Source organism: Bradyrhizobium sp. P5_C12 (assembly GCF_054049735.1).
In genome coordinates this window covers 18406-43993 of sequence record NZ_JBFULU010000062.1, presented here as the reverse complement: position 1 = coordinate 43993, position 25588 = coordinate 18406, and the positions used below count along the sequence as shown (strand labels likewise).

Genomic DNA, 25588 nt, shown 5'->3' with positions numbered 1-25588 from the left:
AGGTGGAGCTATGGCAGATGGATCGGCCTGTGGCCCGATTCGATTGTCGGTCAGGGACGATGCGCAGGAAGTAAGCCGGATATCGCGGTGTGTGCTTCAAAACCTGAGCGTTTCGATCGGCTTCGCCAGCCTTGGCCGTAGAGTTGCTGATTCGGTCGGGTGTCAATCCCGCCTCGCAAAAATATTCCACTAAACAGAAAATCGGAAATGGCGTAAGTGTCGCCCATCCCGGCTTGACCTTGAGGGGCGATCTTGTGTCGTCACGTGTCGCGAGCCGGGCTTGCGGTGGACGCGGCAGCGTCGGGTGCGAGAGGCGTGGGCAGGGCGGATTGCTCTCCGTGAGCCCAAAACTTCGCGCTGGATGAGCGGCGCTTTCAGGTTCGTCTCGTCTGTAAGTTTCCGGCTCCGTCGACAGGGCTGGAAAAACTGCGGCGAGCAAACGGGCCGTGCGTACGGCAAAACCGTGTGGTCCTGGCCGTCGTTGCTACGGTCAAGCTATTGCGGAGGCGGCAGTCGCGTCAACCGGCGCGGTGCCGGTGAATTTCGCGAGGGCGAGGGAGGCCAGAACGAACTCGGCTCCCGGGAGAGCACGGCATAAGCCGTCCGACCACTGCGCAGGGAAGGCCGAGTGATTGGCTACACCTGTATGCTGCTGTGCGGTTTTTCTGCGTGTGCTTTTCGCGCAGCGGACCGCGGGTGCCAGCCGGCACCCGGCCTTCCCTGCGCCCTCTTGGCTTTGAGAGGGTGGAGCGACGAAGCAAAGCTCGGGCGAAATGAGCCGCGAGAATGCGAAGCTGTGTCTGCGATTGAATATGGATGCGAAACGAAATGCACTCTCGTGCCTCGGACGCAGCGCAGCGCCCTTCAGCGGTGCGCTGCAGAGCCGGGGCCCATCTATCGGCACCGTGGCGTGTCGCTTTCTGGGTCCCGGCTCTGCGCTGCAACGCTTATGCGTTGCAGCTTGTCCGGGACACGCGAGATCAAGGACCGCGCTTCTGCATCTCGCCGTCCACCACCTCCGGCGCCATCGCCGCCCATGCGCTGGACGCGAACTGCCGGCGCCAGGTCACGATCACCACGGCTGCCGTGGTCACGAACAGCAGCCAGGGGCTGACGAACCAGCCGAGATAGCCGAGCGCGAAGAAGAAGGCGCGCTGGCCGCGGTTGAAGTGACGGCCGGCGGATTCGAACAGGCGCGAGGTGCGGATGACGTGGGCCTCAGCTTCCGGCGTGTCGCGCTGGGAGGCCGGCGGCATGCCGCCGAACAGGATCGCGACATAGTTGAACAGGCGGTAGGCCCAGGCGAACTTGAAGAAAGCATAGACGCAGATCAGCACCAGGCCGACGCATTTCAGTTCCCACAGCGCGGGCGAGGTGCTGAAGTCGATCGGCAGCTTGCCCAGAATGGCGATCGCGTCGTTGGTCGCATGCAGCAGCGCCAGCGCGCCGCCGAGTGCGAACAGGCTGGTGGAGGCGAAGAAGGCGGTGCCGTTCTGGAGCGAGGCCATGATCTGCATGTCGACCATGCGCGTCTCGCGGTCGAGCAGGCGGCGCACCCAGACCTCGCGATAGCGGTTCATGCGCGCCGACAGGCTGTCGCGGCCATAGGCCGAGTGCTCCAGCGTCAGGGCATAGACCGTCCATTCGATGATGAAGAAGCCGACGGCGGTGATGTCGACCCAATGCCTGCTCATGTCTCTCTCCTCGCAGGTGCCAACGATTGCCACGCATGCCGAGGCGCGGCAACGATTGATTGGCAGCAGGCGTTGGCGCTAAAAGCAGCCGCATCGAGGAGCTTCGGGAAGGACCGGTGACATGGCTGCGCTCAAACTTGCAATCGGCAACAAGAACTACTCGTCATGGTCGATGCGGCCCTGGCTCGCGCTGCGCGCGAGCGGCATCCCGTTCGAGGAGACCGTCATTCCGCTCTACACCGACAATCCGGCGGACAAGGAGCGGATCCTGAGCTTCAGCCGCGCCGGCAAGGTGCCGGTGCTGGTCGACGGCGACATCACGGTGTGGGATTCGCTCAGCATCATCGAATACATCGCCGAGCGCTATCCCGAGAAGAAGCTGTGGCCCGACGACGTCGCCGCCCGTGCGCATGCCCGTTCGGTGTGCGCCGAGATGCATTCCGGCTTCATGGCCTTGCGCAACGAATGCGGCATGAACCTGCATCGGCCGGTCGGCGCCGTGGCGCTGTCGGCGGACGCCAAAGCCAACGTCGCGCGCGTGCAGGAGATCTGGCGCGAGTGCCGCGCGCGCTATGGCGCCAAGGGGCCGTTCCTGTTCGGCAGCTTCGGCGCAGCCGATGCGATGTATGCGCCGGTCGTGCACCGCTTCCGCACCTATGCGATCGAGGTCGGGCCGGAGGCCAAGGCCTACATGGAGACGATGATGGCGCTGCCGGCATTCCAGCAATGGACCCGCGACGGGATCGCCGAGACGCTTCTCATCGCGAGGTTCGAAGACGTCTAACCCGCGATTGTGATTGGGCGCCGCTTGACGGCATGTCGCGAGGCGGCGCTCAATCGCGACGGAACGCAAGTGAGAGGGCACGGCCATGGGAATTTTGGACTCGCTGGAGAACAATCCCGCCTTCCGCAGCGCGCTTGGTCAGCTCGGCGCCGCGGTGCTGCCGGCCGTGCTGGGCGAGGTGCTCGGCAACAACAATCAGGGCGGCCTCAGCGCGATCGTTGCCAAGCTCCAGCAGGCGGGGTTCGGCGACCAGGTCAAATCCTGGCTCGGCAACGGCCAGAACCTGCCGATCTCGGCCGACCAGCTCCGCGCCGTGCTCGGCAACGACACCGTCCGCCAGCTCGCCGCCCGCTTCAACATCCCGGTCGACCAGCTGGGCCAGATCCTGGCTCAGGAACTGCCCAAGGCCGTGGACCAGGCGAGTCCCGCCGGCCGGTTGCCCGATACCGCCTGAAACGCTCGGGTTCCAGCAGCGTCACCGGCGCGCCGGTTTCCTAGTATCATCCTGAAAATGCTGCCGGATTGGCACGTTCGTCAGGCCTGCATACTGCTAGCCAAAACAGACGGCCGCATGCTATAGAGCGGGCGGGTTTTCGGCCGGCCGTCGCAGTGGGACCCTGGGCACGGCAGGCGCTGTTTGAGTCATGGAGAGGGCGTTGAAGCATAAATTTCCGATCGGCACGCGCGTATTGTTCACGGCCAGCAATGTCGCGCGTCCGGCTGCCACCGGTTCGTATGAGATCATCCGTCTGCTCCCGACGGACGGCGACGATTGCCAGTACCGGATCAAGAGCTCGACTGAAGCCTTCGAACGGGTTGCCAAGGAAAGCCAGCTCGCGCTCTCTTGAAGCGCTGACGGCACCACCCATTGACCTCGCGGACGAATTTGCTCCGCTCGCCGTCAAAAGGCCCGCTTCACCTCGACAAGGTGGGCCGGGGGCAGCTGCCGACTCGCGGTGCTCGCTTTGACCATTCGCTCTTTGCTCGCGTGAGGGGACGTCGCGCATGAACTGGGCATGGGCCACTTCGCTCGACCAAATCTGGCACTCGGCGGCCTTTCCGATGTGGATGACGCTGGCAGCCGCCGGATTCTTCGGACTGATTCTCCTGGTCACGCTGCTGCGCGCCGAGAAGTCGGTCGCCAACGGCGCGCTGACGGTGATCACGCTGCTCGCCATCGTCATCGCGGTGGCTGCCACCATGCGTCTCTACGGACCTGTGGGGCAGGGAGCCCCGATCGAAGCGCGCGCGCAGGTCGCGGGGACTGCGAGCCTGCCGGCGCTGTCCTGCCTCGACGATCTCGCCGGTGACGCCGTGCTTGCAGGTTGCGAGAAGGCGCTGTTCGGCTCGCCCGATGCGGCGGCTGCCGCCGTCTCCTACACCGCAGCGAGGATCGACCGGCTGACCGCGCTCGGCGATGTCGCGACCGCCGAGCAGAGCCTGACGCTGGACGTGAAGGTGCTGCGCAAGGCGCTCGAGCGCGATCGCTACGGCCTCGTGGCGCAGGTGCTGATCGTACGCGACGGCTGCACGCCGTTCGATTGCGCCGCCTTCCGCTCGCTGACCGATCAGCAGCAGGTCGCCGCCAATATGAACGTCCATCTCTACGATACGCTGGTCGCACGTTATGCGCCGAGCTGGAACGCCCCCGCGGCGGCGCCGCCGCCCGCCGGTGCGCTTGCGGCGCTGCCGCCGTCGATGCCGACGGGCAAGCCGACCAATGCGGAGTTCCCGAGCGCCATGTCGACGCCGCCGGTGAGCATCATGAATCCGGAGCCAACGGCGGCGACGCGCCAGGCGCCCGCCGCCAACGCCGCCCCGGCGCCGGCTCCGCGCGCGCCGGCTGCGGCCTCGGCCCAGGCTTTGGCGCCTGCGGCACCGGCCGCCAAGAAGCCGCCGGCTCCGAAGGCTGCACGCGCTCCGGCCGCCGCACCGGTTCCGCTCGCGCCGCCGCCGGCCTCGGCGCCCGCGGCTGCGGATAACGAATAGATCGGCTTTGAAAACCCGCGGCCGGCCCGCTAATGCTTGGGCATGCCACTACATCTGATCAAGCTCGCCGTCGGCTGCGACTCCGTCAAGGAATTGAAGGGGTGGGTCGCCGAACGGATGCAGACGGCCAAGAAGAAGGGCCTGCCGCAACATCACATCCACATCACCCGCATGGTGCCCAAGCGCGACGCCGAGATTCTCTCGGGCGGCTCGCTCTATTGGGTGATCAAGGGTGAGATCGCGGCGCGCGAGAAGATCATCGGCATCGAGCCGTTCCGCGACAAGGACGGCATCGGCCGCTGCCGGATCGTGATGCAGCCCAAGGTGATCTCGGTGTCGCCGCGGCCGATGCGCCCGTTCCAGGGCTGGCGCTATCTCACTGAGGATTCCGTGCCGCCCGATCTCGGCAAGTCCGCCGCTGGCACCATCGCGGCGATGCCGGAGCCGATGCGGCGCGAGCTGCGCGATCTCGGATTGCTCTAAACCGCGACATTGTCGATCAGGCGGGTCGCTCCGAGCTTGGCCGCGACCAGGATCCGCAACGGCCCGTCCTTGCGCGAGGCGACCGGCGCCAGCGTCTCGGCGTGGCGGACCTCGAAATAGTCGAGGGCAAAGCCGGCCGCCTTGATCATCTCGGCGCCGCGCGCCATCGCGGACGCGATCGCCTCGCCGGCGCGGATCCGCCCGGCGCTCTCCTTCATGGCGCGGTAGAGCGTGGTCGCGGTCTGCCGCTCCTCCGGCGACAGGTAGACGTTGCGCGAGGACATCGCGAGCCCGTCGCGTTCGCGCACGGTGCGGGAGCCGATCACCTTGACCCCGAGGTCGAGATCCCCGGCCATCTGCGTCACCACGCGCAATTGCTGAAAGTCCTTCTCGCCGAAGATCGCGACATCCGGCCGGCACTGCGTGAACAGCTTGCCGACGACGGTGGCGACGCCGCCGAAGAAGTGCGGGCGGAAGCGGTCTTCGAGGCCGGCCAGCGCCGGGCCCTCCGGCACGATGCGGGTGGCAAAGCCCTCCGGATACATGGCCCCGACGCCGGGGTGCCAGACGATGTCGACGTCTTCGGCCGCGAGCTTGGCGATGTCGGCCTTCCAGGTTCGCGGGTAAGCGCCGAAATCCTCGGTCGGGGCGAACTGAGTCGGGTTCACGAAGATCGAGACCACGACGCGGCTCGCGCGCCGCTTGGCGAGGCGCACCAGCGACACATGCCCGTCATGGAGTGCCCCCATGGTCGGCACCAGCGCGACGGTGGCTTTTCGCTTGCGAAGATTGTCGACGGCGCGCCGCAGGGCGGGGACCGTGCGGGCGATCAAGGGGCTTCGTGGCATCAGCACTCAACGAGGTTGGGGATGGAGGCGGGCGCGTCCCGGCGCCCGAGCGGGCTAACCTTAACAAGCGGCGGTCGTGGACGCCATGCATCCAGATGCGGCACAGCATTCCCTGCGAAGCCGCGCGGGATATCCCGACATTGTGGGCTGGTTCACAGACGCGCGGCGGCGGTGCAATTCACGATGACGAACGACGCAGTGTGATTTCGCTATCCTGTCACGCATTTCACTTGACCGCAGACGCGGCCAACTCGAAGATATTGCTTAGGGGTGTTGAGGATCACCATGCTTGTGCAGGCTAGCCACGGCCAATCCGGCTCGGCGCACGTTGTCGTGCTCGGCAACGAGAAGGGCGGCTCCGGCAAATCGACCACGGCCTTGCACATCGCGGTTGCACTCCTCAAGGCCGGTCAGCGCGTTGCCACCATCGACCTCGACTGCCGTCAGCAGAGCTTCACCCACTACATCGACAACCGTGCCGCCTGGGCCCGCCGCACCAAGCTCGATCTCGAGCTGCCGGTGCATCGCTGCATCAAGCTCGGCGAGACCATGCAGATCGCCGAGAACGAGAATTCCGAGTTTCAGCAGTTCATGGAGGCGGTCTCGGCGGTCGAGAGCAGTTTCGACTTCATCGTCATCGATACGCCCGGCACCGATAGCTACCTGATGCGGCTCGCCCATTCGATGGCCGACACGCTGGTCACGCCGATCAACGACAGCTTTCTCGATTTCGACGTGCTCGGCACCGTCGACCCCGCCAACTATGCGGTGACGGGCGAGAGCCACTACGCCGAGATGGTGCGCGACACCCGCCGCAAGCGCCGTCAGCTCGACGGCTCGACCACGGACTGGATCGTCGTGCGCAACCGCCTGTCCATGCTCGGCTCCCGCAACAAGCAGCTCGTCGCCGACGGCCTGAAGGATTTGTCGCTGCGGCTCGGCTTCCGCTATGTCGACGGCTTCGCCGAGCGCGTCGTCTATCGCGAGTTCTTTCCGCGCGGCCTGACCGCCCTCGACGAGATCGACGAGGCCACGCTCGGCATGCGGCCCAATCTCGGCCATCTCACTGCGCGGGAAGAGGTGACGGGCCTGCTCCGCCAGCTCAAGCTGCCGCTGGACGAGCGCGGCCGCCGCCGCGCGGCCAATCGGGCCGAGTGGTTCAACCAGGTCGACAAGCCGCTTGAGGTCCACGACATCCTCGGCGCCTGACGCGGCGGTATGCCGCTACTTCCAGGCGGTCAAAGTCGTCGTCGCCGGCCGGAACCGAGGCCGCGCTCAGCCGTTTTCACCCTATGTTTACCGCGAAATTGAACCAGATCACGACGGGTTGCGTCCGATGGTGGCCTGCACCCTGACGTAGCCGTATGAGAGGAGGATGCCCAAGAAACGAGTGCGGCGCACAATGAAAGGGCTGCCAGTTCACAATATTTGGCCTTCCTGTCACGCGGCTGTGACATATATTAGGGAATAGGCGCAGCGGGGTCGTAGAGCCCCGAAGAACACGATTTTCAACAGGGATCAGGCCGCAAGAGCCTGAAGGCTGAGGACGAAAATGAAGCGTGGAATTGCCGTTCTGGTTTCAGTTGGTGCCCTCTGCGGCGTCGCCTATTTCACGGCGAGCAAGTGGGCGATCAGGCACGAGACCATCACCTTCTACGACGCCTCGCGCGACAACCGTCCCGTGCCTGTCGACATCGCGATCCGTCGCGACAAGGAAATGCAGGCCAATGCCGGCATGATCACGATGCCGGTCGCCGTGATCAATCACGGCAACACCGTCAAGAACACCGAGTACGGCTTCCTCGCCAACATTTTCGCTGCGCGCGGCTATCTCGTCGTCAGCCCGCAGCATGATCTGCCGACCGATCCTCCGATGGTGACCAAGCCCGGCGAGCTCTATGTCGGCCGGCTGCCGCAGATCCTGCGCGGCGTCGCCAACATCCATCTGGCGATGCAGGAGATGAAGAAGGTTCAGCCCAACGCCGACTACGAGAAGGTGACGATGGTCGGTCACTCCATGGGCGGCGACATCACGATGTACTTCGCCAAGCAGTATCCGGACGAGGTCAAGAAGGTCGTCACGCTGGATAACCTCCGCGTCCCCTTCGTCACCGCCGGCAAGTTCAAGATCCTGTCGTTCCGTTCCAAGGACCCGCAATTCAAGACCGATCCGGGTGTGATCCCCACGGACGAGGAGTGCGAGAAGGCCGGAATTCAGGTCGTGAAGACGGACTTCCAGCATAACGACATGCGTGACACCGGTCCGGACGATGCGAAGAACTCGATCCAGGGAATGCTGGACAGGTTCCTGAGCGCGACTGACAGCGACGTGTCGCCGGTCGACACCGGCTCGTCCGCGCCCAAGATTCTCGAGCCCGGGCCGGTCGCGCTGATGGCGCCTGCCAAGAGCTGATGCTTCCCAAGAGCTGACGCTTCACTCATCGTCAGCAATAGATCGTCAAAGCCTCCGCCGGCGCCCGCCTGCGGAGGCTTTGCTCATTGACCAGGCAGTGCGCGCAAACCACATTAGCCGTTCACGCAGGGTGCGAGCAGGATGTCGGGCGAACCTATCAAACCGCGTGGCCGCGATGCCGTCTCGCAGACAGGCGGCGCGCTGCCACAGGCCAAGACCTCGACCTCGGAGGATATCGCGGCCTTCGTCGCCAAGGCCCGCGCGCTGTCACCGCATGCGCCCGGCGCGAACGGGCGGTTGATCTTCGCGCTGGACGCAACGATGAGCCGGCAGCCGACCTGGGACATGGCCTGCGCGCTCCAGGCGGACATGTTCCGCGAGGCGGCGGCAATCGGCAGTCTCGACATCCGGCTGGTCTACTACCGCGGGTTCAACGAGTGCCGCGCCACAGGCTGGATCTCCGACAGCGCCAAGCTCGCGACGCTGATGGGCAAGATCGACTGCCGCGGGGGCGACACCCAGATCGGCAAGGTGCTGAGCGAGGCGCGGCGCGAGGCGGTCGATTCGGGCGTGCGCGCCGTGGTCTTCGTCGGCGACGCCATGGAGGAAAAGGTCGACGAGCTCTGCGCCAAGGCCGGCGAGCTCGGCATGCTCAAGGTGCCCGTGTTCCTGTTTCAGGAAGGCCATGACGACGTCGCCGAGCACGCGTTTCGCGAGATCGCGCGCCTGACCGGCGGTGCCTGGTGCCGGTTCGATCCTGGCGCTGCGGCCCAATTGCGCGACCTCCTGCGCGCGGCTGCGGCCTATGCGGCCGGCGGCCGCGAGGCGCTGCTGAAATTGGCGAGGACGACGCGCGGCGCGGCGAAGCTGATCGACCAGATCAAGTGAGGCGGATTCGCCCGGCGGGATACGGCGGCATGCTTTTTGGGCGCGAGGCGACTATATACGGGCCATGACTCTGCTTGCCGGCGCCGTCGCCGTTATCACGCTCTATCTGCTGCTCCAGATGTTCCGCTCCGCCAATCCGGCGGTGCTGGCGCGCACCATCAAGTTCGGTGGCGGCGTGGTGGCGCTGGCGGTCGCGGCGTTCACGGGGTTGCGGGGCGAGCTGGCGGTGGCAATCCCGCTCGGGATATTCGGCGCCGGCCTGCTCGGCTGGACACCGCTGACAAACTCCGGCTTCGGCAATATCGGCGGGCTGTTCGGCGGCGGCGCGGCGCGCTCGTCCGGGCAGGTCTCGCGCGTGCGCTCGCAATTCCTCGACATGCGGCTCGACCACGATTCTGGCCAGCTCGCGGGCCAGATCGTCGCCGGGCCTCACGCCGGGCGCAATCTCGACGAGTTCGATCTCGCCGGGCTGCTGGCGATGGTCCCGACGTTCGACGCCGAGAGCGTGGCCTTACTTGAAAGCTATCTGGACCGCCGGTTTCCCGCTTGGCGTCAGAACGCGCAGGGCGACGCGGCAGGGGGGCAGCGCCGCACGGTGGCGAGCGGCAAAATGACGGCGGAGGAAGCCTATCAGATCCTTGGCTTGCAGCCGGGGGCGGGGCGCGACGACATCAGCCGGGCCCACAAATCCTTGATGAAGAAACTGCATCCCGACCAGGGGGGCTCGACGTACCTCGCTGCCCGGGTAAACGAGGCCAAGGATACTCTGCTTCGCACGCATAACGGCTAACTCCGGCACCACGCTACAAACGCTCGTACCGCGTGACCTCCGCTTGCTCTGTCTGCCGTCGCCCCGATGCCCGCCGTTGCCGGCGTGGTCGATCCATTGCGTAAAGTTTTAACCGTAAATCCTTGACGAGAGGTTGTTGCCGAACTGACTTTGCGTCGCGGCGTCCCGAAAACAAAAATGCCCGCGAGGGGCGGGCATTTTCGTCGGAACGGTGGATGAGATCAGTTGCGGACGGTGATGCAGGAGATGTCGGCGCGCTTGAGGGCGCGGCAGACCGCTTCGGCCTGGTCCCGCTCGAGCCCGGCGAAGCGGGCGCGGTAGAGCTTGCGATTGTCCTTGGCGAGGACCGGCTCGGTGAACGGATCGGCCTTGCTAAGCAGGCCGCGGGCTGAGCTGCGCGCGGCGTCGATGCGCTGCTGGGCTTCGCTCTCGCTCTCGAGCGCGCCGACCTGGACGATCCAGCCGCTGTGGGTGACGACCGGCCGGGTGGTGGCGCTCATCTGGATCGGCTGTGGCGCCGGATCGGCGGAGGCGAGCTTCGGAGCCGCCGGGGCGGGAGCGGCGGCGGTTGTGACCGGCAGCACGCCGAGGACGCCGTTGCCGGTGCCGAAGCCCGCCGGCTGCCGCGGCAGCTCGGTGCGGGCGATCTCGGCCTTCGGCGCTTCCGGTTGGCTCATGGCCTCGGGCTTGTTGATGAGGTCTGCCCGCGCGACGACGGCGCCGGACGTTTCGGCGACATCGGAGCGGGACTGAACGGTACTGGTGACCTGCGGAGGGGTCTGCGTCGGGGCGGCCGAGGCAACCTTCACGGTGCCGGCCTTGACCTGAACCGTCTTGACCCGGACCGGCTTCATCGGCTCGGACGAGCCCGGGATGATGGAGAGCGGCTGGCTCGAGATGACGCCGCTGGTGAGCGGGGCGGGCTCGATCTTGGCTTCGGCCGGCCGGGCGTCGGCCCTGGCCTCAGGCTTGGCCTGCGCCGGCGGCATCGCGGCGGTCGCAGCCGCAAGCGCCGACAGGCGCGAGGCGGGACGCGGCGCGGTTGTTTCCGGAGCAGGGGCAGCGGCGGCCTGGACCTGCGGAGCAGGGCGGGCCGGGGTATCCGATGCATCGGCGACGTCGGTGCTGGCGTCGGAGCCGCTGCGCTCGGTGATCGCGGCGACCGTGCGGGTCGATGCGCCCTTCTCGAGATTCTCCGCGAGCAGGTTGCGCATGATGGCGTCGCGCGAGCCGCCGCTGCGGCCGCCCAGCACCACGCCGATCAGATGGCGGTTGCCGCGGCGCATCGAGGTTACGAGGTTGAAGCCGGAGGCGCGGGTGTAGCCGGTCTTGATGCCGTCGACGCCCTCGACATTGCCGAGCAGGTGATTGTGATTCCGGATCGACTGTCCGCGCCAGTTGAACGTCGAGGTCGCGAAATAGCGGTAGTAGCGCGGGAAGCGCTCCTGGATGGCGCGCCCGAGCGTGGCCTGGTCTCGCGCGGTCGTGACCTGCTCGTCGTTGGGAAGGCCGTTGGCATTGCGGTAGACCGTCCTGGACATGCCGAGCGAGCGCGCCTTGCGCGTCATCATCTGGGCGAAGTCATCCTCGTCGCCGGCGATCGCTTCCGCGATCACCACGGCGGCGTCGTTGGCGGAGCGGGTGACGAGACCCTTGATCGCGTCCTCGACGCGAATGGTCTGGCCGGCACGCAGATTCAGCTTGGTCGGATCCTGATCGGCGGCGTGCTGCGACACCGGCATCTCGGTGTCGAGCTTCATCTTGCCGGACTCGAGACGCTCGAACAGCAGATAGAGCGTCATGATCTTGGTGAGCGAGGCGGGATGGCGGATCCCGTCGGGGCTGTTCGACTGAAGCACCGCACCGGAATTGCCGTCGACGATGATGGACGCGAATTTCGGGCTGGAGCTCTCGGACACATCGCGCTGCACCCGGTGGTGCGCGTAATGACGCCGGTGGCGCCGCGCCTCCGCAGCATCGGTGGTGAAGATGACTGCGGTGGTGATCGTAAGAAGCCCGAAAACCCCAACCCGCGCCAAGCGCGAGGAAGACAAGTTTTTACGAAGCATGAAACCCCGTCCCCGTTTCTGACTTGATCACCGGCCCGTGAGGCGAAATTGTGCCCTGCGGACCCGGGATCATTACCTGCCCAGGCTGTCCCTCCGCCGGTGCTCGCCGCGGGGGACGTTGAACCTGAGCCGCTATTCTGGCTAAGGTGATGTTCTCAAACGGCTTTTGACCGCCTGCGATAGGTGAACACGTCCAGGGAATCAGGGTAGGGGGCCGCGGTTTCCAAAAGCTTAAGGAACCCTTGCGGGAAACTCCGGGAATCGTCGCAACTTGCACCTTCTTTTTGTGCGTCGCACAAAATTCTTGACTTTTTTGTGCGTTGCACTAATTATGGGCAGTGTCAGGGAGCCGGGGCTTCCCGACGAAAGCCAGGGAAAAAGGATTCCGAGATGTTCAAGGTTGAAGACTTTCAGAGCTACGGCAAAGAGCAGTTCGAGCAGTGCGTTGCTTCCGCGACCTCGGTGCAGCACGGCCTCCAGGCGATCGCCAGCGCCTATGGCGACTACACCAAGAAGTCGTTCGAAGACACCAAGTCCTTCGTCGAGAAGCTTTCCGGCGTGAAGTCGCTGGACAAGGCGATGGAAGCGCAGACCGATTTCGCCCGCTCGGCCTACGAGACCTTCGTTGCGGAATCGCAGAAGATCGCCGGCCTCTACAGCGATCTCGCCAAGCAGGCCTTCAAGCCGGTCGAGACCATCGTGTCGAAGTTCACCCCGGCCGCCCACTAACCCTGCGGACTCCTGGAATCAAAAAGCCCGGCTGAACCAGCCGGGCTTTTTTTCGTTTGCGACCGAGCAATCCGTCGCCGCGCCACGCGCAATTTCGACGACAAGATGCCGTGTCCTCGCGCGCCGAGCAGGGTCGCCGACGTCACCGGATAAAACTTGCCGGTGCCCCTCGCACAATATTGCAGCACCGCTCGAGATGAGCGCCAGGTCAATCGGACCGTAGAACACCGGAGGCACCCCGCGAGACCGTCGCGGCCAAGGGCGGGTTCCTGGTCAATACGTTCTAAACCGTCGGGATCGAATTTTTTGTCAAATCGGTTCGGATTGACTAACCTCGGCGAGGATCGCCCGGACCGGGAATCGGGACCGCCGTGGCCGCATCGGTCGAGCTTTGCACGCTTGCGGGGAGCCGGGGGCGGGCCCATATTCGGTGAAGCCGATGCGGCTTTGGACCGGACCGGTTGGAAGCGGCGATCCAATAAGGCGGCGCGCCTGCGCGAAGCTCCGAAGCGGGGCTGCGCGGTGGACCGTCATACGCTTCCGTGGGGAATTGAACGCCTGAGCCATGCTGCAATTGTCTTCCAGACTCGACCTGTCCGCGGCGGCCGCCGCCCACGCTCCTCGGATGAGCAATGACGAGAACCGTTCCGGCGGCCCCTCCGCTCCGAACACGTCCGTCATCACCAAGGTCAAGCCGAAGACCAAGCGGCCGAACCTGTATCGCGTGCTGATCCTGAACGACGATTATACGCCGATGGAATTCGTCGTTCATGTGCTGGAGAAGTTCTTCCAGAAGGACGTCGAGGCTGCGACCAAGATCATGCTGCACGTCCATCATCACGGCATCGGGGAGTGCGGCGTGTTCACCTACGAGATTGCCGAGACCAAGGTGACGCAGGTGATGGATTTCGCCCGCAAGCACCAGCATCCGCTGCAATGCGTGATGGAAAAGAAGTAGGCCTCGTCAAGGCGCGTTCGAAGCCGGCTCCTGTGCATGTCGCAGTGTGATTGTCGCGTGACGTCTGCGCGATGCGCGCCGGACCGGGAAACCTGCGAAAATCAGCATCGGCGCCGACCCCGCCCAAATCGGAACGGGTTTTGCATTGAAAATGCCGCAGGTGTGTAGCCGCCGAGTCGCGGAACCGGTCTTTCGCCGCGATCTTGTATAACTATATGTGACAAAGGTTGTTGTTGCCTGACCGGGCGATGGCGATCATGATGGTGGGGGCCATAGAGGACGCGAATGCCGACTTTTTCTCAAAGCCTTGAACAATCCCTGCATCGTGCGCTGGCGATCGCAAACGAGCGTCATCACCAATACGCGACGCTCGAGCATCTCTTGCTCTCCTTGATCGACGACTCCGATGCAGCCGCGGTCATGCGCGCCTGTAGCGTCGATCTCGACAAGCTCCGCACGAGCCTCGTCAATTATCTTGAGACCGAATTCGAGAATCTGGTGACGGACGGCGCCGACGACGCCAAGCCGACCGCCGGTTTCCAGCGCGTGATTCAGCGCGCGGTGATCCACGTGCAGTCCTCCGGTCGCGAAGAGGTGACCGGCGCCAACGTGTTGATCGCGATCTTCGCCGAGCGCGAAAGCCATGCCGCCTATTTCCTGCAAGAGCAGGACATGACGCGCTACGACGCGGTCAACTACATCAGCCACGGCATCGCCAAGCGGCCGGGTGTCTCCGAGGCGCGCCCGGTGCGCGGCGTCGACGAGGAGACCGAGACCAAGGGCAACGAGGACGCCAAGAAGAAGGGCGAGGCACTCGAGACCTATTGCGTCAACCTCAACAAGAAGGCGCGTGACGGCAAGATCGATCCGGTGATCGGACGCAATTCCGAGATCAACCGCGCGATCCAGGTGCTGTGCCGCCGGCAGAAGAACAATCCGCTGTTCGTGGGCGAGGCCGGTGTCGGCAAGACCGCGATCGCGGAGGGCCTCGCCAAGCGCATCGTCGACAGCGAGGTGCCGGAAGTTCTCGCGGCTGCCACCGTATTCTCGCTCGACATGGGCACGCTGCTCGCGGGCACGCGTTATCGCGGCGACTTCGAGGAGCGCCTGAAGCAGGTGCTGAAGGAGCTCGAGGCGCATCCCAACGCCATCCTGTTCATCGACGAGATCCACACCGTGATCGGTGCGGGCGCGACGTCGGGCGGGGCGATGGACGCCTCGAACCTGCTCAAGCCGGCGCTCGCCTCGGGCACCATTCGGTGCATGGGCTCGACGACCTACAAGGAGTACCGCCAGCACTTCGAGAAGGACCGCGCGCTGGTGCGGCGCTTCCAGAAGATCGACATCAACGAGCCCACGGTCGAGGACGCGATCGCGATCCTCAAGGGTCTCAAGCCGTACTTCGAGGACTACCATCGGCTGAAGTACACCAATGAGGCGATCGAGGCCGCGGTGCAGCTCTCCTCGCGCTACATCCACGACCGCAAGCTGCCGGACAAGGCGATCGACGTGATCGACGAATCCGGCGCGGCGCAGATGCTGGTCGCCGAGAACAAGCGCAAGAAGACCATCGGCATCAAGGAGATCGAGACCACGATCGCCTCGATGGCGCGGATCCCGCCGAAGAGCGTGTCGAAGGACGATGCCGAGGTGCTGAAGCATCTCGAGCAGACCCTGAAGCGCACGGTGTTCGGTCAGGACAAGGCGATCGAGTCGCTTGCGGCATCGATCAAGCTGGCGCGTGCCGGCCTGCGCGAGCCAGAGAAGCCGATCGGCTGCTATTTGTTCTCGGGCCCCACCGGCGTCGGCAAGACCGAGGTCGCAAAGCAACTGGCGGCGTCGCTCGGCGTCGAGCTGCTGCGCTTCGACATGTCCGAATACATGGAGCGGCACACGGTGTCGCGCCTGATCGGCGCGCCTCCCGGCTATGTCGGCTTCGACCAGGGCGGCCTGCTCACCGACGGCGTCGATCAGCATCCGCATTGCGTGGTTCTGCTCGACGAGATCGAGAAGGCGCATCCCGATCTCTACAACGTGCTGCTCCAGATCATGGATCACGGCCGGCTCACCGACCATAACGGCAAGCAGGTCAACTTCCGCAACGTGATCCTGATCATGACGACGAATGCGGGCGCGGCGGATCTCGCCAAGCAGGCGTTCGGCTTCACCCGCTCGAAGCGGGAAGGCGACGACCACGAGGCGATCAACCGGCAGTTCGCGCCGGAATTCCGCAACCGCCTCGACGCCATCGTTTCGTTCGGCCATCTCAGCGTCGAGGTGATCGGCACGGTGGTGGAGAAGTTCGTGCTCCAGCTCGAGGCTCAGCTTGGCGACCGCGACGTCACCATCGAGCTGTCCGAGCCCGCCAAGGCCTGGCTGGTCCAGCACGGCTATGACGAGCAGATGGGCGCGCGGCCGATGGCCCGCGTGATCCAGGAGCACATCAAGAAGCCGCTGGCCGACGAGGTGCTGTTCGGCAAGCTCAAGAGTGGTGGCCATGTCCGCGTCGTCCTGGTCAAGGACGAAGCCGACGAGACCAAGGACAAGATCGGCTTCGAATTCGTCGAGGGGCCGGTCACGCCGAAGCAGGAAAAGCTGCCCGGCACCCGCAAGCGCCCGCCGGGCAAGCCCAAGCCGGGCGGCCCCGGCGGCTCGAAGGGGCCGACCTCCAAGGGCCCGCTGGTCAAGGCTTGATCGCGAGCGTCACAAATCGAAAAGGCCGGCTGAAAAGCCGGCCTTTTTGTTTGTCTGGCCGCCGCCGCATATCGGGATGCAGTGGATGTCTACGTGCCGGCCTCAGGCGGAGCCGGTGTCCGCGGTTTCTTCGGAGCGGCGGGAGCAGCGGGCCGCGCGCGGATCGAGGGCTGCATCGTCACGATGACCGGGTTCGGTTTGTGATCGGTCGCAGCACCCGTCACAGCGTCCACGCCCATGCCGACCACGCCACCGGCGAGGAGATTGCCGGCGAAACCGGCAGCGCCGGTGCCCGATACCTCCTTGGTCAGCTGCACCGTCTGCGACTCATAGCCTTCCTTCTGGAAGGTGACCGTGATGTCGGCACTGCGCTTGGCGACGATGGCGCATGGCGTGGTGCAGGTGGTGGGCACTTCGAGCCCAGTGACCACGGCTTCAACGCCTGAAGGTGTCGATGAGATGCTGATATTCTCGGTCGTGCCGCGCGTGACGGACGCGCAGCCGCCCAGCATGACGCTGAGCGCCACAATTCCAAATGATCGCATGAAATGCCCCTTGTCCCGGTTGCAGTGAAGCGCAACCAGAGCGGGAGGGCAATACGTCATTGGTCCAGATAGTTAAGCCACGCACCGGTTGTGTGGAGGAGGGGCGCGAACCTGCGCGTGGGCCGGTCCTATTCGCCGCGCAGACGCTGGTCGTCCTGGACGCGGACGTGCTCGGCGCCGCGCGCGCCCGCTGGCGACAGCCGCAGCATGCTCAGCGCCGCGCCACAGAGCGCGAAACCGACGCCGGCGAGCAGCGCGATCCGGGTTCCGTCGGCTGGATAGAGGCCGAGGAACAGCGCCACCAGCGCCGCGCCCGTGGTCTGGCCGAGCAGCCGCGCCGTGCCCAGCATGCCGCTGGCGCCGCCGGCGCGCTCGCGCGGGGCGGCCGCGATCATGGTGCGGTTGTTGGGCGTCTGGAACAGGCCGAAGCCGGCGCCGGCCAGCGCCATCCGCCACACCACGTCGAGCGGCGTGGGGGCCGCGGGCAGGAAGGCGAGCGCGCCGAGGCCACAGGCAAACAGCGTGAGGCCGATGCCGCCGAGCAGGCCGGCCGGATAGTGCTCGACCAGCCGGCCGGCGAGGGGCGCTGCGAAGGCCACTGCGATCGGCCATGGCGTGATCAGCAGGCCCATATGCACGGCCGAATAGCCGAAGCGGCTCTGGAGGTAGAAGGGGATCGCGACGAAGGCCAGCATCTGCCCGCAGAACGAGGCGATCGAGGTCGCAATCGACAGCGCGAAGACGGGGATGCGCAGGAGGTCGATCGGCAGCAGCGGCGATGTCATGTGGGTCTCGCGATAGACCAGCAGCACGCCCGCGACGATGGCGATGCCGAACTGGACGAGGCAGGTCACGAGCGCCTCGCCATGGCCGACGCTGTCGATCGCGGCGATGCCGACGCCGAACGTGATCGCGGAGAGCCCCGCGCTTTGCCAGTCGAAAGAACGGCTCGCGGGCGTGGTGTGCGGCAGGCTGCGCAGGCCCATCACCAGCGTCACCGCGCCGAGCGGCACGTTGATGGCGAACAGCCAGGGCCAGCTTCCGACCGCGAGGATGCCGGCTGCGAGCGTCGGCCCCACCGCGGCCGAGAAGGCCACGACGAGCGCGTTGATCCCGATGCCGCGGCCGAGCTGGCTGCGCGGATAGGTGAAGCGCACCAGCGCTGCGTTGACGCTCATGATGCCGGCTGCGCCGAACCCTTGCATGATGCGCGCGATCGTCAGCAGCGGCAGCGTATGCGCCAGCGCGCAGAATGCGGACGCCAGCGTGAACAGCACGAGCCCGACCAGATAGACGCGGCGATAGCCGACGATCTCGCCGAGCGAAGCCAGCGGCAGCAGCGAGATCGTGATCGCGAGCTGATAGCCGTTGACGATCCAGATCGAGAAGGCTGGGCTCGCATCGAGGTCGGCCGCGATCGTCGGCAGCGCCACGTTGGCGATGGCGCTGTCGACCACGGCCATGATGATGCCGAGCGCAATGGTCAGGATCGCCTGGTTGCGCTGGGGCTGTGGCAGGCCGTCGGCATGCTCGATGGGGACAGGCGACATGGTGGATGCGCGCTTGATTCGAGCCGTGGTTCATCTCCGGATTAGGAAATTGCAGGATTGACCGCAACCCGGCAGGACACGGACGGTTCCTCCCGGAAGCCGGCCGACCGGCGCCGCAGGCCCTGGGCGGGGCCGTTTCCGCAACGCTCACCAGCGCGCTGTCGATTTTCCGAAGACATAGAGTGCGGCGAGCCCGAGCGTCACCGCCGTCGAAAAGATCAGGACGGCGCGATCCCGATCGACCCGCGTCCGCCTGGCGCGGTTGAGACTGAGGACCGTGAACAGGGCCTTCATGGCAAATCGGCGCATCGGAGCCTCGCGAAGCCGACACGATGCCACGGCGGACGCCGGCCGGCTTGATGCAGCTCAAGGCCGAACGTTCGAGACGAGCTGCCCTACACCGGTGGCGGATTGCGGTCGGTGAAGGTCGTGCGCTGATGCCAATAGGGATAGGGCAGCGTCACCTTGCTTGCCGCATCGAGCTTGGCGATCTGGTCCTTGGTCAGCGACCAGCCGACCGCACCGAGATTTTCGCGCAACTGCGTCTCGTTGCGCGCGCCGATGATCAGCGTCGAGACGGTCGGAYGCTGCAGCAACCAGTTCAGCGCAATCTGCGACACGCTCTTGCCTGTCTCCTTTGCGACCTCGTCTATCGCGTCCACGACGCGATAGACGTGCTCGTCCGGCACCGGCGGCCCGAAATCGGCGGTCTTCGGCAGGCGGCTCACTTCGGGCTTCGGTTGACCGCGGCGGATTTTTCCGGTGAGACGTCCCCATCCGAGCGGCGACCAGACCACCGCGCCGAGCCCCTGGTCGAGACCGAGCGGCATCAGCTCCCATTCGTAGTCGCGCCCGATCAACGAATAATAGGTCTGATTGGCCACGTAGCGCGGGAAGCCGTGCTTGTCGGCCGTTGCGAGCGACTTCATCAGGTGCCAGCCCGAAAAGTTCGAAACGCCGACATAGCGGATCTTGCCGGCGCGCACGAGCACATCGAGGGTGCTGAGCACTTCCTCAGGAGGAGTGAAGGCGTCGAAGCCGTGAAGCTGGAACAGGTCGATGTAATCGGTGCCGAGCCGGCTCAGCGAGGCATCGATCGCCGTGAGCAGATGCTGCCGTGACGAGCCGATGTCGTTGGGGCCATCGCCGAAGCGGAACGTTGCCTTGGTCGAGACCAGGACCTTGTCACGGCGGCCCTTGATGGCCTCGCCGAGAACGCGCTCGGACTCACCGAGCGAATAGACGTCCGCGGTGTCGAACATCGACACGCCAGCCTCGAGGCAGATATCGAGAAGGCGGCGCGCTTCGGTCGCGTCCGTCGTGCCCCAGGCGGCGAGGCGGCCGACGCCGCCGAAGGTGCCGGTTCCAAGGCTCAAAGCGGGCACCATGAGGCCTGACCGGCCCAAGCGTCGGTATTCCATCGATATGCTCCTCGACTGGCCGCTGATTGATCCGTGCGGTCTTGGGAGCGATGGTAATGCAAGCCGGCGCTGCGTCCTACTCCGCGCTCACATACCGGCCTTGCTTGGGAACGGCCTAGTCGTGCAAGCGCATGTCATCGAATGCCGCATCGGCAACGCGCGGGCCGAGTGTCTTGGCTGGAGGCTGAGCATCGCCCCGTATGACAGGCGAGGGAAGGCAGACGGGTTGGTCATGCGGCTGTCGCGGCAGGAGCGTCAGGCCCCAGCCGACCAGGACCAACACCGCGAGCCGGAGAGTGATCACACTCAGCAACAGCTCCGATCCGCTTATCGTGGCGTGAGTCCTCATACGTGCCAGCCTGATGCAGGCCGCAGGGCCTGACAATCTGGAATTGGCGAGCATTGCCTTCGCTCAGGGCGAAGGCTCGAGGTGATGGCTAACTGGGAATGGGCCTCAATGCCGCAACTGGCTCTGCCGGAAGTCGCGCGGCGACATCCCGAAATGCTCACGGAAGACGCGGCCGAAATGCGAGAGGTCGTTGAAGCCCCAGGCGAAAGCGATCTCGCTGACATGGCGGTGGGCGAGCACGGGCGAGGCGAGGTCGCGCCTGCATTGGGCGAGGCGCTCGGCGAGGACATAACGCTGGAATGATGTGTCCTCGTCGGCGAGAAGATCATTGACGTAGCGCGGCGAGATGCCGAGCGCGGCGGCGGTCTCCGACAGAGAGAGCTCGGGGTCGGAGAGGCGCGCGCGGATATGCGCTTTCAGCCGGTACAGCAGGGCGGAGCGATGGGTCGAGGACGGCAGCGAGGTCTTGCCGAGCCGCTCGCTCAGCGCCATCGCCAGGAGATCGACGGCCTGTTCTGACAGTGCGGCGGCGTTGTCCGGGGCGAGTTGGTCCGCGCTCTGGCAGAGCTTGACGATGAAATCATAGGCGAGCCGTTCCAGCGGCACGCCGGCGCCGAATGACAACGCAGTGAGGGCTTCGGTGCGGCCGAGCCGCCGCTGCAGCATCTCGCGTGGCACCTTGAAGATGGTCTGCGTGAAAGCATCGTTGAACTTCAGTTCGTAGGGACGCGTGGTGTCGTAGAGCGCGAACTCGCCGGGATGGATCACGGTCTCGCGGCCGTCCTGCACGACACCGCCGTTGCCGCGATTGCCAAGCGCGACGAGCACGAAGTCCTGGTCCGAGCGCGCAATGCGCGAGGGCGTGCGGAAGACATGCTGGCGATCCGAGCAGACCTCGGAGCACACCGCTTTGCCAAGCGCGGCCTGGGTCACCGAGCCGCGAAAGGCGCTGCCGAGGTCCGATTTGCAGTCGAGCCCGACGAAGACGTCGCAGACGATGTCCTGCCACAGCGCGAGACGCCGGTGCCCGGGGCTGCCGTCCGTGGTGAACTGGATGGACATGAGCTGGCCTCCCTTTCACGTCCCGAAATTGCGCAGGCGATCACTGGCCCTGGCGGAGTTCGAGGCAAATTCCGTACCGCCGTTCCAGTCGAATTTTCGTGCCATGGCGGTCGAGCGGGCCTCGTCCGGCTCTGGCCCAATAGACTGCATCGGGGGCGGGCCGCGATCAACCGGAAAGCCACCCTGTCCCAGCGGAGCACGAGGAGGCGGCAATGGGCATCCAACATCCGAAATACAAGGTGGCGGTGGTGCAGGCGGCGCCCGCCTGGCTGGATCTCGACGCCTCGATCGACAAGTCGATCGGGCTGATCAGGGAGGCGGCGGAAAAGGGCGCCAGGCTCATCGCCTTTCCGGAGGCCTTCATCCCCGGCTATCCCTGGCACATCTGGCTGGACTCGCCGGCCTGGGCGATCGGCCGCGGCTTCGTCCAGCGCTATTTCGACAATTCGCTGTCCTATGACAGCCCGCAGGCCGAGAAGCTGCGCGACGCCGTGCGGAAGGCGAACCTCACCGCCGTGATCGGACTGTCCGAGCGCGACGGCGGCAGCCTCTATCTCGCGCAATGGCTGATCGGCCCCGATGGCGAGACCATCGCCAAGCGCCGCAAGCTGCGGCCGACCCATGCCGAGCGCACCGTCTATGGCGAGGGCGACGGCAGCGACCTCGCCGTCCACGCCAGGTCCGATATCGGGCGCCTGGGCGCGCTGTGCTGCTGGGAGCATCTCCAGCCGCTGTCGAAATACGCCATGTACGCCCAGAACGAGCAGGTCCATGTCGCGGCCTGGCCGAGCTTTTCGCTCTACGATCCCTTTGCGCCGGCGCTCGGCGCCGAGGTGAACAACGCCGCCTCGCGCGTCTACGCGGTGGAGGGCTCGTGCTTCGTGCTGGCGCCTTGCGCGACGGTGTCGCAGGCCATGATCGATGAACTGTGCGACCGGCCCGACAAGAACGCGCTGCTGCATGTCGGCGGCGGGTTCGCCGCAATCTACGGCCCAGACGGCAGCCAGATCGGCGACAAGCTGCCGCCTGATCAGGAAGGGCTGTTGATCGCCGAGATCGATCTCGGCGCCATCGGCGTCGCCAAGAACGCGGCCGATCCGGCCGGGCACTATTCGCGGCCCGACGTGACGCGGCTCCTGCTCAACAAGAAGCGGTACCAGCGCGTCGAGCAGTTCGCGCTGCCGGCCGACACCATCGAGCCCGCGGACATCGCTGCGGCGGCAAGCTGAGCACTGCAATCACGGGGAGGGTATCGCCATGGAATCCGCAATTCCTCCGCATCTCGAGACCGAGCGCTCGCGCCACAGGCGCGTGCCGGACGATTACCGGCCGCCATATCCGTCGTTCGTGGCGCGCTACAAGCCCGCCGTGAGCCGCGTCGTGATGGCCTATTTCGGTGTGCAGTATCGCGGCGCGGTGCCGGCGGCGGCGACGGAGGCGCTCGCCGAAATCGCCGGGCGCTTCCGGGCAGACAGGGGTCCCTCGCATTGGGACCGTGCGCAGTACGTCGACCAGGCCGGCTGTACGAATGTCGTCTCGGTCGCCTATTGGGACGACATCGCGCGTTTCGACGCCTGGTTTGCGTCGTCGCGTGAGGCGTGGACCGGGACGGCGCGCGAAGGCGTCGGCACCTTCATCGAGGTGCTGCGCCCCTCAGTCGCGCGCCACGAGACTCTGTTCTCCTCGCTCGGCCGGCCCGAGGGCGTCGCCGTCATTGCGGACGACATGAGCGGCGAGGTGCAGGAGCATGCCTATTGGGGCGGCATGCGCGACCGCATTCCGCTGTCCCAGACCGATGCGATGGCGCCCGGCGGGGCTCCCGAGCTGATCCGCGACGGTGCGCGACTGCGCGTTCAGGCGCATGACAACCTCTGCCTGATCCGCTCCGGGCAGGACTGGAGCGACACCGAGGCGTCGGAGCGAAAACTCTATCTCGACGATGTCGAACCGGTGTTGCGCGAAGGCATGGATTTTTTGCGCGACGACGGGCTTGGCATCGGCTGCTACGCCAATCGCTACATGAATGTGCTCGCCGCCGACGGCAGCGTGAGCGAAAAATCCTACGGCCAGAGCTGGTGGAAGAGCCTTGCTGCGCTCGAGCGCTGGGCGGAGTCGCATCCGACCCATGTCAGGATCTTCGGCGCCGCGATGAAGTATCTCTCGACGCTCGGGCCATCGGCAAAGCTGCGGCTCTATCACGAGGTTACGGTGGCGGCCGCCGACGAGCAGTTCTTCGAATATCTGAACTGCCACCCGAAGACCGGCATGCTGGCGGCGGTCGGGACCGACGGCGCTTGACGTTCATGCCACGCAATGGCCGAGCAGCTCGCGATGCGCGGCGCAGATGTGATGCGCGCCGGCATCCCTGAGCTCCGCCTCGCTGCCATAGCCATAGAGCACGCCGATCGCGGTCATGCCGTTGGTCCTGGCGCCGACCACGTCATGGCCGCGGTCGCCGATCATGATCGCGCTGGTGGGATCGACCTTGGCCTCGTCGAGCGCGTAGCGCAGCAGGTCGCGCTTGTCGACCCGCGTGCCGTCGAGCTCGGAGCCGAACACGCGCTCGAAATACGGTTTCAGGCCGAAATGATCGACGATGCGGGTGGCGTAGACCGCGGGTTTGCTGGTGGCGACGAACATGCGTGGCGTCGTCGCGGCAAGCGTCGTCAGCGTGTCCTTGATGCCGTCATAGGCCTCGTTCTCGAACAGGCCGATATCGCTGAACCGCTCGCGATAGAGCAGCAGCGCCCGGTCGGCGAGCTCGTCGGTTCCGGTGAGCTTCTTCAGGCTGGCATGCAATGGCGGGCCAATGCACCAGGTCAGCTCGTCCTCGCTCGGGACCGCGACGCCAAGCCGCTCGAGCGCGTACTGGATCGAGCGGGTGATCCCGGGCTTGGGGTCGGTGAGCGTGCCGTCGAGATCGAAATAGATGGTCACCATGCGAGCCGCGTCCACGTTGATAGCGCCCGTTGCTTGGGCGTAACCGCATAAATCCGGAGGGGTTGGCGGACTTCCGGTCCGAAGAGTGACAAATCCGGCTGTCCCAACCCGGTATGACGTAAGCGAGGCCACCAGCCAAGGCAACCAGCTGCGACGCAGCCAGCGATCCTGTCGCCGTGGCCTTCAGACAACTCGTCGTTACGCCGAAATCGGGCTCGCTGATGTCGTACAGCGTTTTAAAAGCTCGCTATTCGCAGGGCGTCAGCGTAGGGTTGCGCCATCACCGCCCTTCCAACGGCTTCCATCGGTGACTGAGGGTCACGAGCGCTCCCGCCGACTGAGGAGGAGCCTGCATGCCTCAATTTCGTCTGGCCGATTGGATCGTGCCGCCGGTGATCGTCCCGTTGTTTCTTCTGCTTCTGGTGGCCGCAGCGGCTTTCCTACATGGATAGGACGCCGCAACCGCAATACTTGGCCAATAGGAACGATCCACCCTGCCGCTAGGAACGATCCACCCTGCGGCGCGTAGGCCTTAGCCGTATCACGACTGTTACCGCTCCGCAGAAGGCTGTTGCGGGAAGACCGACTCGGCCGAAGGCGCGCCGGGCGGCAATCGGCAGGCAAAAAGGAGATCATAGGATGTTCGGCGTGAGTGCTGCCCGGAAAGGCGCCTGCATGACAACGCTTCTCGTCGCATTGATGCCCGGCACCTCGGCGCAAGGCGCTGCCGCCGGAGAACCGGACTGCCGCGCGATCGAAAGCACGAGCGGACGGCTCGCCTGTTACGACGCCGCGTTTCCGCCGAAGGCGAAGACGCCTGCCGCTGTCGAAAACGACGTCTCTCGGGCTCCATACAAAGATCCATTCGTTGCGGAAGAGGCCCGAACCGCGGCGAAGCTGAAGAATATCTGTCGCGGTTGTTGAGGCTTGTAACCAAGCAGCGCGGGCGTGGCAGAGGGCTGACGGCGCGAACAAGCGCCATTATCAGGAGGATCTGTCATGTTACTTACACAATTTAGCGTCGATGACGGGCCACATAGTATGGACGGGCTGCGACTGAGCGCCCGGGATGGCTCTGAACCGGTCGAGGCGTTCGTTGGCCGCAAGGTGATGGATATCTGGGTCGCCTCGGTCGAGCATCGCGTCAGCGAACAGAGCCTGTTCCGCGGTCAGTACAATGCGCTTGGCAAACTCAATCTTGCATCGATCGAGCGCATCGTCAGCGCAAAGTACCAGCGCGGTGCCGGGTTCAATCGCCAGCATCCCTTTGTCGAAGTTCTGGTCTCGGACATCGAGGACAGCGGCGAGACCCTGAACCTGAGCGAGCTCGTTCGGGAGCCTTTGCCGCCGGCATTCCATCGGCTGGCGTGAGCCGGACAAGG

Annotated in this window: 25 protein-coding genes; 16 read left to right on the top strand and 9 right to left on the bottom strand. The window is 65.4% G+C overall.

What is annotated here, in order from left to right; translation table 11 throughout:
- Positions 1 to 980 precede the first annotated feature (980 nt).
- Positions 981 to 1694 (bottom strand): DUF599 domain-containing protein, encoded by a 714-nt coding sequence (locus tag ACXJMY_RS33860; protein WP_456623693.1) that lies wholly within the window; start codon positions 1692 to 1694, stop codon positions 981 to 983.
- Positions 1695 to 1815: 121 nt separating this feature from the next.
- Between ACXJMY_RS33860 and ACXJMY_RS33855 the strand changes: the two genes are divergently transcribed.
- The 5 genes from ACXJMY_RS33855 (at position 1816) to ACXJMY_RS33835 (ending at position 4950) form a co-directional block, all read left to right on the top strand.
- Positions 1816 to 2478: a glutathione S-transferase family protein gene (locus tag ACXJMY_RS33855; protein WP_456623692.1), complete on the top strand. Its 663-nt coding sequence runs from the start codon at positions 1816 to 1818 to the stop codon at positions 2476 to 2478.
- Between the two features lie 85 nt (positions 2479 to 2563).
- Positions 2564 to 2932, top strand: a complete 369-nt coding sequence (locus ACXJMY_RS33850; protein WP_456623691.1) for a YidB family protein — start codon at positions 2564 to 2566, stop codon at positions 2930 to 2932.
- 190 nt (positions 2933 to 3122) lie between these two features.
- A complete protein-coding gene (locus ACXJMY_RS33845) occupies positions 3123 to 3326 on the top strand; it encodes a hypothetical protein (protein WP_456623690.1) in 204 nt (67 codons plus the stop codon).
- Between the two features lie 157 nt (positions 3327 to 3483).
- On the top strand, positions 3484 to 4467 hold the full coding sequence (locus ACXJMY_RS33840) for a hypothetical protein (protein ID WP_456623689.1): 984 nt from the start codon (positions 3484 to 3486) through the stop codon (positions 4465 to 4467).
- Positions 4468 to 4509: 42 nt separating this feature from the next.
- On the top strand, positions 4510 to 4950 hold the full coding sequence (locus tag ACXJMY_RS33835; RefSeq protein ID WP_456623688.1) for a DUF1489 family protein: 441 nt from the start codon (positions 4510 to 4512) through the stop codon (positions 4948 to 4950).
- Here ACXJMY_RS33835 and panC read toward each other — a convergent pair.
- A complete protein-coding gene (gene panC / locus ACXJMY_RS33830; RefSeq protein WP_456623687.1) occupies positions 4947 to 5798 on the bottom strand; it encodes a pantoate--beta-alanine ligase in 852 nt (283 codons plus the stop codon). The genes ACXJMY_RS33835 and panC overlap by 4 nt on opposite strands.
- Before the next feature lie 285 nt (positions 5799 to 6083).
- Here panC and ACXJMY_RS33825 point away from each other — a divergent pair, with 285 nt between their 5' ends.
- The 4 genes from ACXJMY_RS33825 to ACXJMY_RS33810 all read left to right on the top strand — a co-directional run bounded on the left by ACXJMY_RS33825 (position 6084) and on the right by ACXJMY_RS33810 (position 9889).
- The gene (locus tag ACXJMY_RS33825) at positions 6084 to 7007 is read left to right on the top strand and encodes a division plane positioning ATPase MipZ (RefSeq protein ID WP_456623686.1); all 924 of its coding nucleotides are present in this window, start codon (positions 6084 to 6086) and stop codon (positions 7005 to 7007) included.
- 343 nt (positions 7008 to 7350) lie between these two features.
- Complete coding sequence (locus ACXJMY_RS33820) at positions 7351 to 8211, top strand: alpha/beta fold hydrolase (protein WP_456623685.1); 861 nt, start codon at positions 7351 to 7353, stop codon at positions 8209 to 8211.
- A 141-nt stretch (positions 8212 to 8352) separates the two neighbouring features.
- Positions 8353 to 9099 carry a VWA domain-containing protein gene (locus ACXJMY_RS33815; protein ID WP_456623684.1) on the top strand — a complete coding sequence of 249 codons (747 nt, stop codon included), beginning with the start codon at positions 8353 to 8355 and terminating at the stop codon, positions 9097 to 9099.
- A 64-nt stretch (positions 9100 to 9163) separates the two neighbouring features.
- Positions 9164 to 9889, top strand: a complete 726-nt coding sequence (locus tag ACXJMY_RS33810) for a DnaJ domain-containing protein (protein WP_456623683.1) — start codon at positions 9164 to 9166, stop codon at positions 9887 to 9889.
- 221 nt (positions 9890 to 10110) lie between these two features.
- On the opposite strand, the gene ACXJMY_RS33805 is transcribed toward ACXJMY_RS33810, so the two are convergent.
- Positions 10111 to 11958, bottom strand: coding sequence for a serine hydrolase (locus tag ACXJMY_RS33805; protein WP_456623682.1), 1848 nt, complete (start codon positions 11956 to 11958; stop codon positions 10111 to 10113).
- Between the two features lie 390 nt (positions 11959 to 12348).
- On the opposite strand from ACXJMY_RS33805, the gene ACXJMY_RS33800 reads away from it, so the two are divergent.
- The 3 genes from ACXJMY_RS33800 to clpA all read left to right on the top strand — a co-directional run bounded on the left by ACXJMY_RS33800 (position 12349) and on the right by clpA (position 16339).
- Positions 12349 to 12687, top strand: coding sequence for a phasin family protein (locus ACXJMY_RS33800; protein WP_456623681.1), 339 nt, complete (start codon positions 12349 to 12351; stop codon positions 12685 to 12687).
- 625 nt (positions 12688 to 13312) lie between these two features.
- Positions 13313 to 13645: an ATP-dependent Clp protease adapter ClpS gene (gene clpS, locus ACXJMY_RS33795; protein ID WP_456623680.1), complete on the top strand. Its 333-nt coding sequence runs from the start codon at positions 13313 to 13315 to the stop codon at positions 13643 to 13645.
- Positions 13646 to 13930: 285 nt separating this feature from the next.
- A complete protein-coding gene (clpA, locus tag ACXJMY_RS33790) occupies positions 13931 to 16339 on the top strand; it encodes an ATP-dependent Clp protease ATP-binding subunit ClpA (protein ID WP_456623679.1) in 2409 nt (802 codons plus the stop codon).
- Positions 16340 to 16428: 89 nt separating this feature from the next.
- Here clpA and ACXJMY_RS33785 read toward each other — a convergent pair whose 3' ends face one another.
- The 5 genes from ACXJMY_RS33785 to ACXJMY_RS33765 form a co-directional block, all read right to left on the bottom strand.
- On the bottom strand, positions 16429 to 16884 hold the full coding sequence (locus ACXJMY_RS33785; protein ID WP_456623678.1) for a translation initiation factor 2: 456 nt from the start codon (positions 16882 to 16884) through the stop codon (positions 16429 to 16431).
- Positions 16885 to 17012: 128 nt separating this feature from the next.
- Entirely contained in the window at positions 17013 to 18434 is a 1422-nt protein-coding gene (locus ACXJMY_RS33780) for an MFS transporter (RefSeq protein WP_456623677.1), read from the bottom strand.
- Between the two features lie 147 nt (positions 18435 to 18581).
- Entirely contained in the window at positions 18582 to 18743 is a 162-nt protein-coding gene (locus ACXJMY_RS33775; protein WP_456623676.1) for a hypothetical protein, read from the bottom strand.
- Positions 18744 to 18829: 86 nt separating this feature from the next.
- A complete protein-coding gene (locus ACXJMY_RS33770) occupies positions 18830 to 19855 on the bottom strand; it encodes an aldo/keto reductase (protein WP_456623675.1) in 1026 nt (341 codons plus the stop codon).
- A 454-nt stretch (positions 19856 to 20309) separates the two neighbouring features.
- The gene (locus ACXJMY_RS33765) at positions 20310 to 21266 is read right to left on the bottom strand and encodes an AraC-like ligand-binding domain-containing protein (RefSeq protein ID WP_456623674.1); all 957 of its coding nucleotides are present in this window, start codon (positions 21264 to 21266) and stop codon (positions 20310 to 20312) included.
- Between the two features lie 212 nt (positions 21267 to 21478).
- Between ACXJMY_RS33765 and ACXJMY_RS33760 the strand changes: the two genes are divergently transcribed.
- Positions 21479 to 22495 carry a carbon-nitrogen hydrolase family protein gene (locus ACXJMY_RS33760; protein ID WP_456623673.1) on the top strand — a complete coding sequence of 339 codons (1017 nt, stop codon included), beginning with the start codon at positions 21479 to 21481 and terminating at the stop codon, positions 22493 to 22495.
- 28 nt (positions 22496 to 22523) lie between these two features.
- Positions 22524 to 23564 (top strand): phenylacetaldoxime dehydratase family protein, encoded by a 1041-nt coding sequence (locus tag ACXJMY_RS33755; protein ID WP_456623672.1) that lies wholly within the window; start codon positions 22524 to 22526, stop codon positions 23562 to 23564.
- A 3-nt stretch (positions 23565 to 23567) separates the two neighbouring features.
- Here the strand turns inward: ACXJMY_RS33755 and ACXJMY_RS33750 are convergent, their stop codons facing one another.
- A complete protein-coding gene (locus tag ACXJMY_RS33750) occupies positions 23568 to 24206 on the bottom strand; it encodes an HAD family hydrolase (RefSeq protein WP_456623671.1) in 639 nt (212 codons plus the stop codon).
- Between the two features lie 639 nt (positions 24207 to 24845).
- On the opposite strand from ACXJMY_RS33750, the gene ACXJMY_RS33745 reads away from it, so the two are divergent.
- Both ACXJMY_RS33745 and ACXJMY_RS33740 read left to right on the top strand, forming a co-directional pair.
- Positions 24846 to 25130, top strand: coding sequence for a hypothetical protein (locus tag ACXJMY_RS33745; protein ID WP_456623670.1), 285 nt, complete (start codon positions 24846 to 24848; stop codon positions 25128 to 25130).
- Between the two features lie 75 nt (positions 25131 to 25205).
- On the top strand, positions 25206 to 25577 hold the full coding sequence (locus ACXJMY_RS33740; RefSeq protein ID WP_456623669.1) for a signal transduction histidine kinase: 372 nt from the start codon (positions 25206 to 25208) through the stop codon (positions 25575 to 25577).
- Positions 25578 to 25588 lie beyond the last annotated feature (11 nt).

Coding starts and splice junctions, on each gene's coding strand:
- ACXJMY_RS33845 (WP_456623690.1), top strand. CDS start 3,123: ATGGAGAGGGCGTTGAAGCATAAATTTCCGATCGGCACGCGCGTATTG.
- ACXJMY_RS33835 (WP_456623688.1), top strand. CDS start 4,510: ATGCCACTACATCTGATCAAGCTCGCCGTCGGCTGCGACTCCGTCAAG.
- ACXJMY_RS33750 (WP_456623671.1), bottom strand. CDS start 24,206: ATGGTGACCATCTATTTCGATCTCGACGGCACGCTCACCGACCCCAAG.
- clpA (WP_456623679.1), top strand. CDS start 13,931: ATGCCGACTTTTTCTCAAAGCCTTGAACAATCCCTGCATCGTGCGCTG.
- clpS (WP_456623680.1), top strand. CDS start 13,313: ATGAGCAATGACGAGAACCGTTCCGGCGGCCCCTCCGCTCCGAACACG.
- panC (WP_456623687.1), bottom strand. CDS start 5,798: ATGCCACGAAGCCCCTTGATCGCCCGCACGGTCCCCGCCCTGCGGCGC.
- ACXJMY_RS33805 (WP_456623682.1), bottom strand. CDS start 11,958: ATGCTTCGTAAAAACTTGTCTTCCTCGCGCTTGGCGCGGGTTGGGGTT.
- ACXJMY_RS33800 (WP_456623681.1), top strand. CDS start 12,349: ATGTTCAAGGTTGAAGACTTTCAGAGCTACGGCAAAGAGCAGTTCGAG.
- ACXJMY_RS33840 (WP_456623689.1), top strand. CDS start 3,484: ATGAACTGGGCATGGGCCACTTCGCTCGACCAAATCTGGCACTCGGCG.
- ACXJMY_RS33760 (WP_456623673.1), top strand. CDS start 21,479: ATGGGCATCCAACATCCGAAATACAAGGTGGCGGTGGTGCAGGCGGCG.
- ACXJMY_RS33765 (WP_456623674.1), bottom strand. CDS start 21,266: ATGTCCATCCAGTTCACCACGGACGGCAGCCCCGGGCACCGGCGTCTC.
- ACXJMY_RS33820 (WP_456623685.1), top strand. CDS start 7,351: ATGAAGCGTGGAATTGCCGTTCTGGTTTCAGTTGGTGCCCTCTGCGGC.
- ACXJMY_RS33825 (WP_456623686.1), top strand. CDS start 6,084: ATGCTTGTGCAGGCTAGCCACGGCCAATCCGGCTCGGCGCACGTTGTC.
- ACXJMY_RS33775 (WP_456623676.1), bottom strand. CDS start 18,743: ATGCGCCGATTTGCCATGAAGGCCCTGTTCACGGTCCTCAGTCTCAAC.
- ACXJMY_RS33785 (WP_456623678.1), bottom strand. CDS start 16,884: ATGCGATCATTTGGAATTGTGGCGCTCAGCGTCATGCTGGGCGGCTGC.
- ACXJMY_RS33850 (WP_456623691.1), top strand. CDS start 2,564: ATGGGAATTTTGGACTCGCTGGAGAACAATCCCGCCTTCCGCAGCGCG.
- ACXJMY_RS33755 (WP_456623672.1), top strand. CDS start 22,524: ATGGAATCCGCAATTCCTCCGCATCTCGAGACCGAGCGCTCGCGCCAC.
- ACXJMY_RS33810 (WP_456623683.1), top strand. CDS start 9,164: ATGACTCTGCTTGCCGGCGCCGTCGCCGTTATCACGCTCTATCTGCTG.
- ACXJMY_RS33780 (WP_456623677.1), bottom strand. CDS start 18,434: ATGTCGCCTGTCCCCATCGAGCATGCCGACGGCCTGCCACAGCCCCAG.
- ACXJMY_RS33740 (WP_456623669.1), top strand. CDS start 25,206: ATGTTACTTACACAATTTAGCGTCGATGACGGGCCACATAGTATGGAC.
- ACXJMY_RS33815 (WP_456623684.1), top strand. CDS start 8,353: ATGTCGGGCGAACCTATCAAACCGCGTGGCCGCGATGCCGTCTCGCAG.
- ACXJMY_RS33860 (WP_456623693.1), bottom strand. CDS start 1,694: ATGAGCAGGCATTGGGTCGACATCACCGCCGTCGGCTTCTTCATCATC.
- ACXJMY_RS33745 (WP_456623670.1), top strand. CDS start 24,846: ATGTTCGGCGTGAGTGCTGCCCGGAAAGGCGCCTGCATGACAACGCTT.
- ACXJMY_RS33855 (WP_456623692.1), top strand. CDS start 1,816: ATGGCTGCGCTCAAACTTGCAATCGGCAACAAGAACTACTCGTCATGG.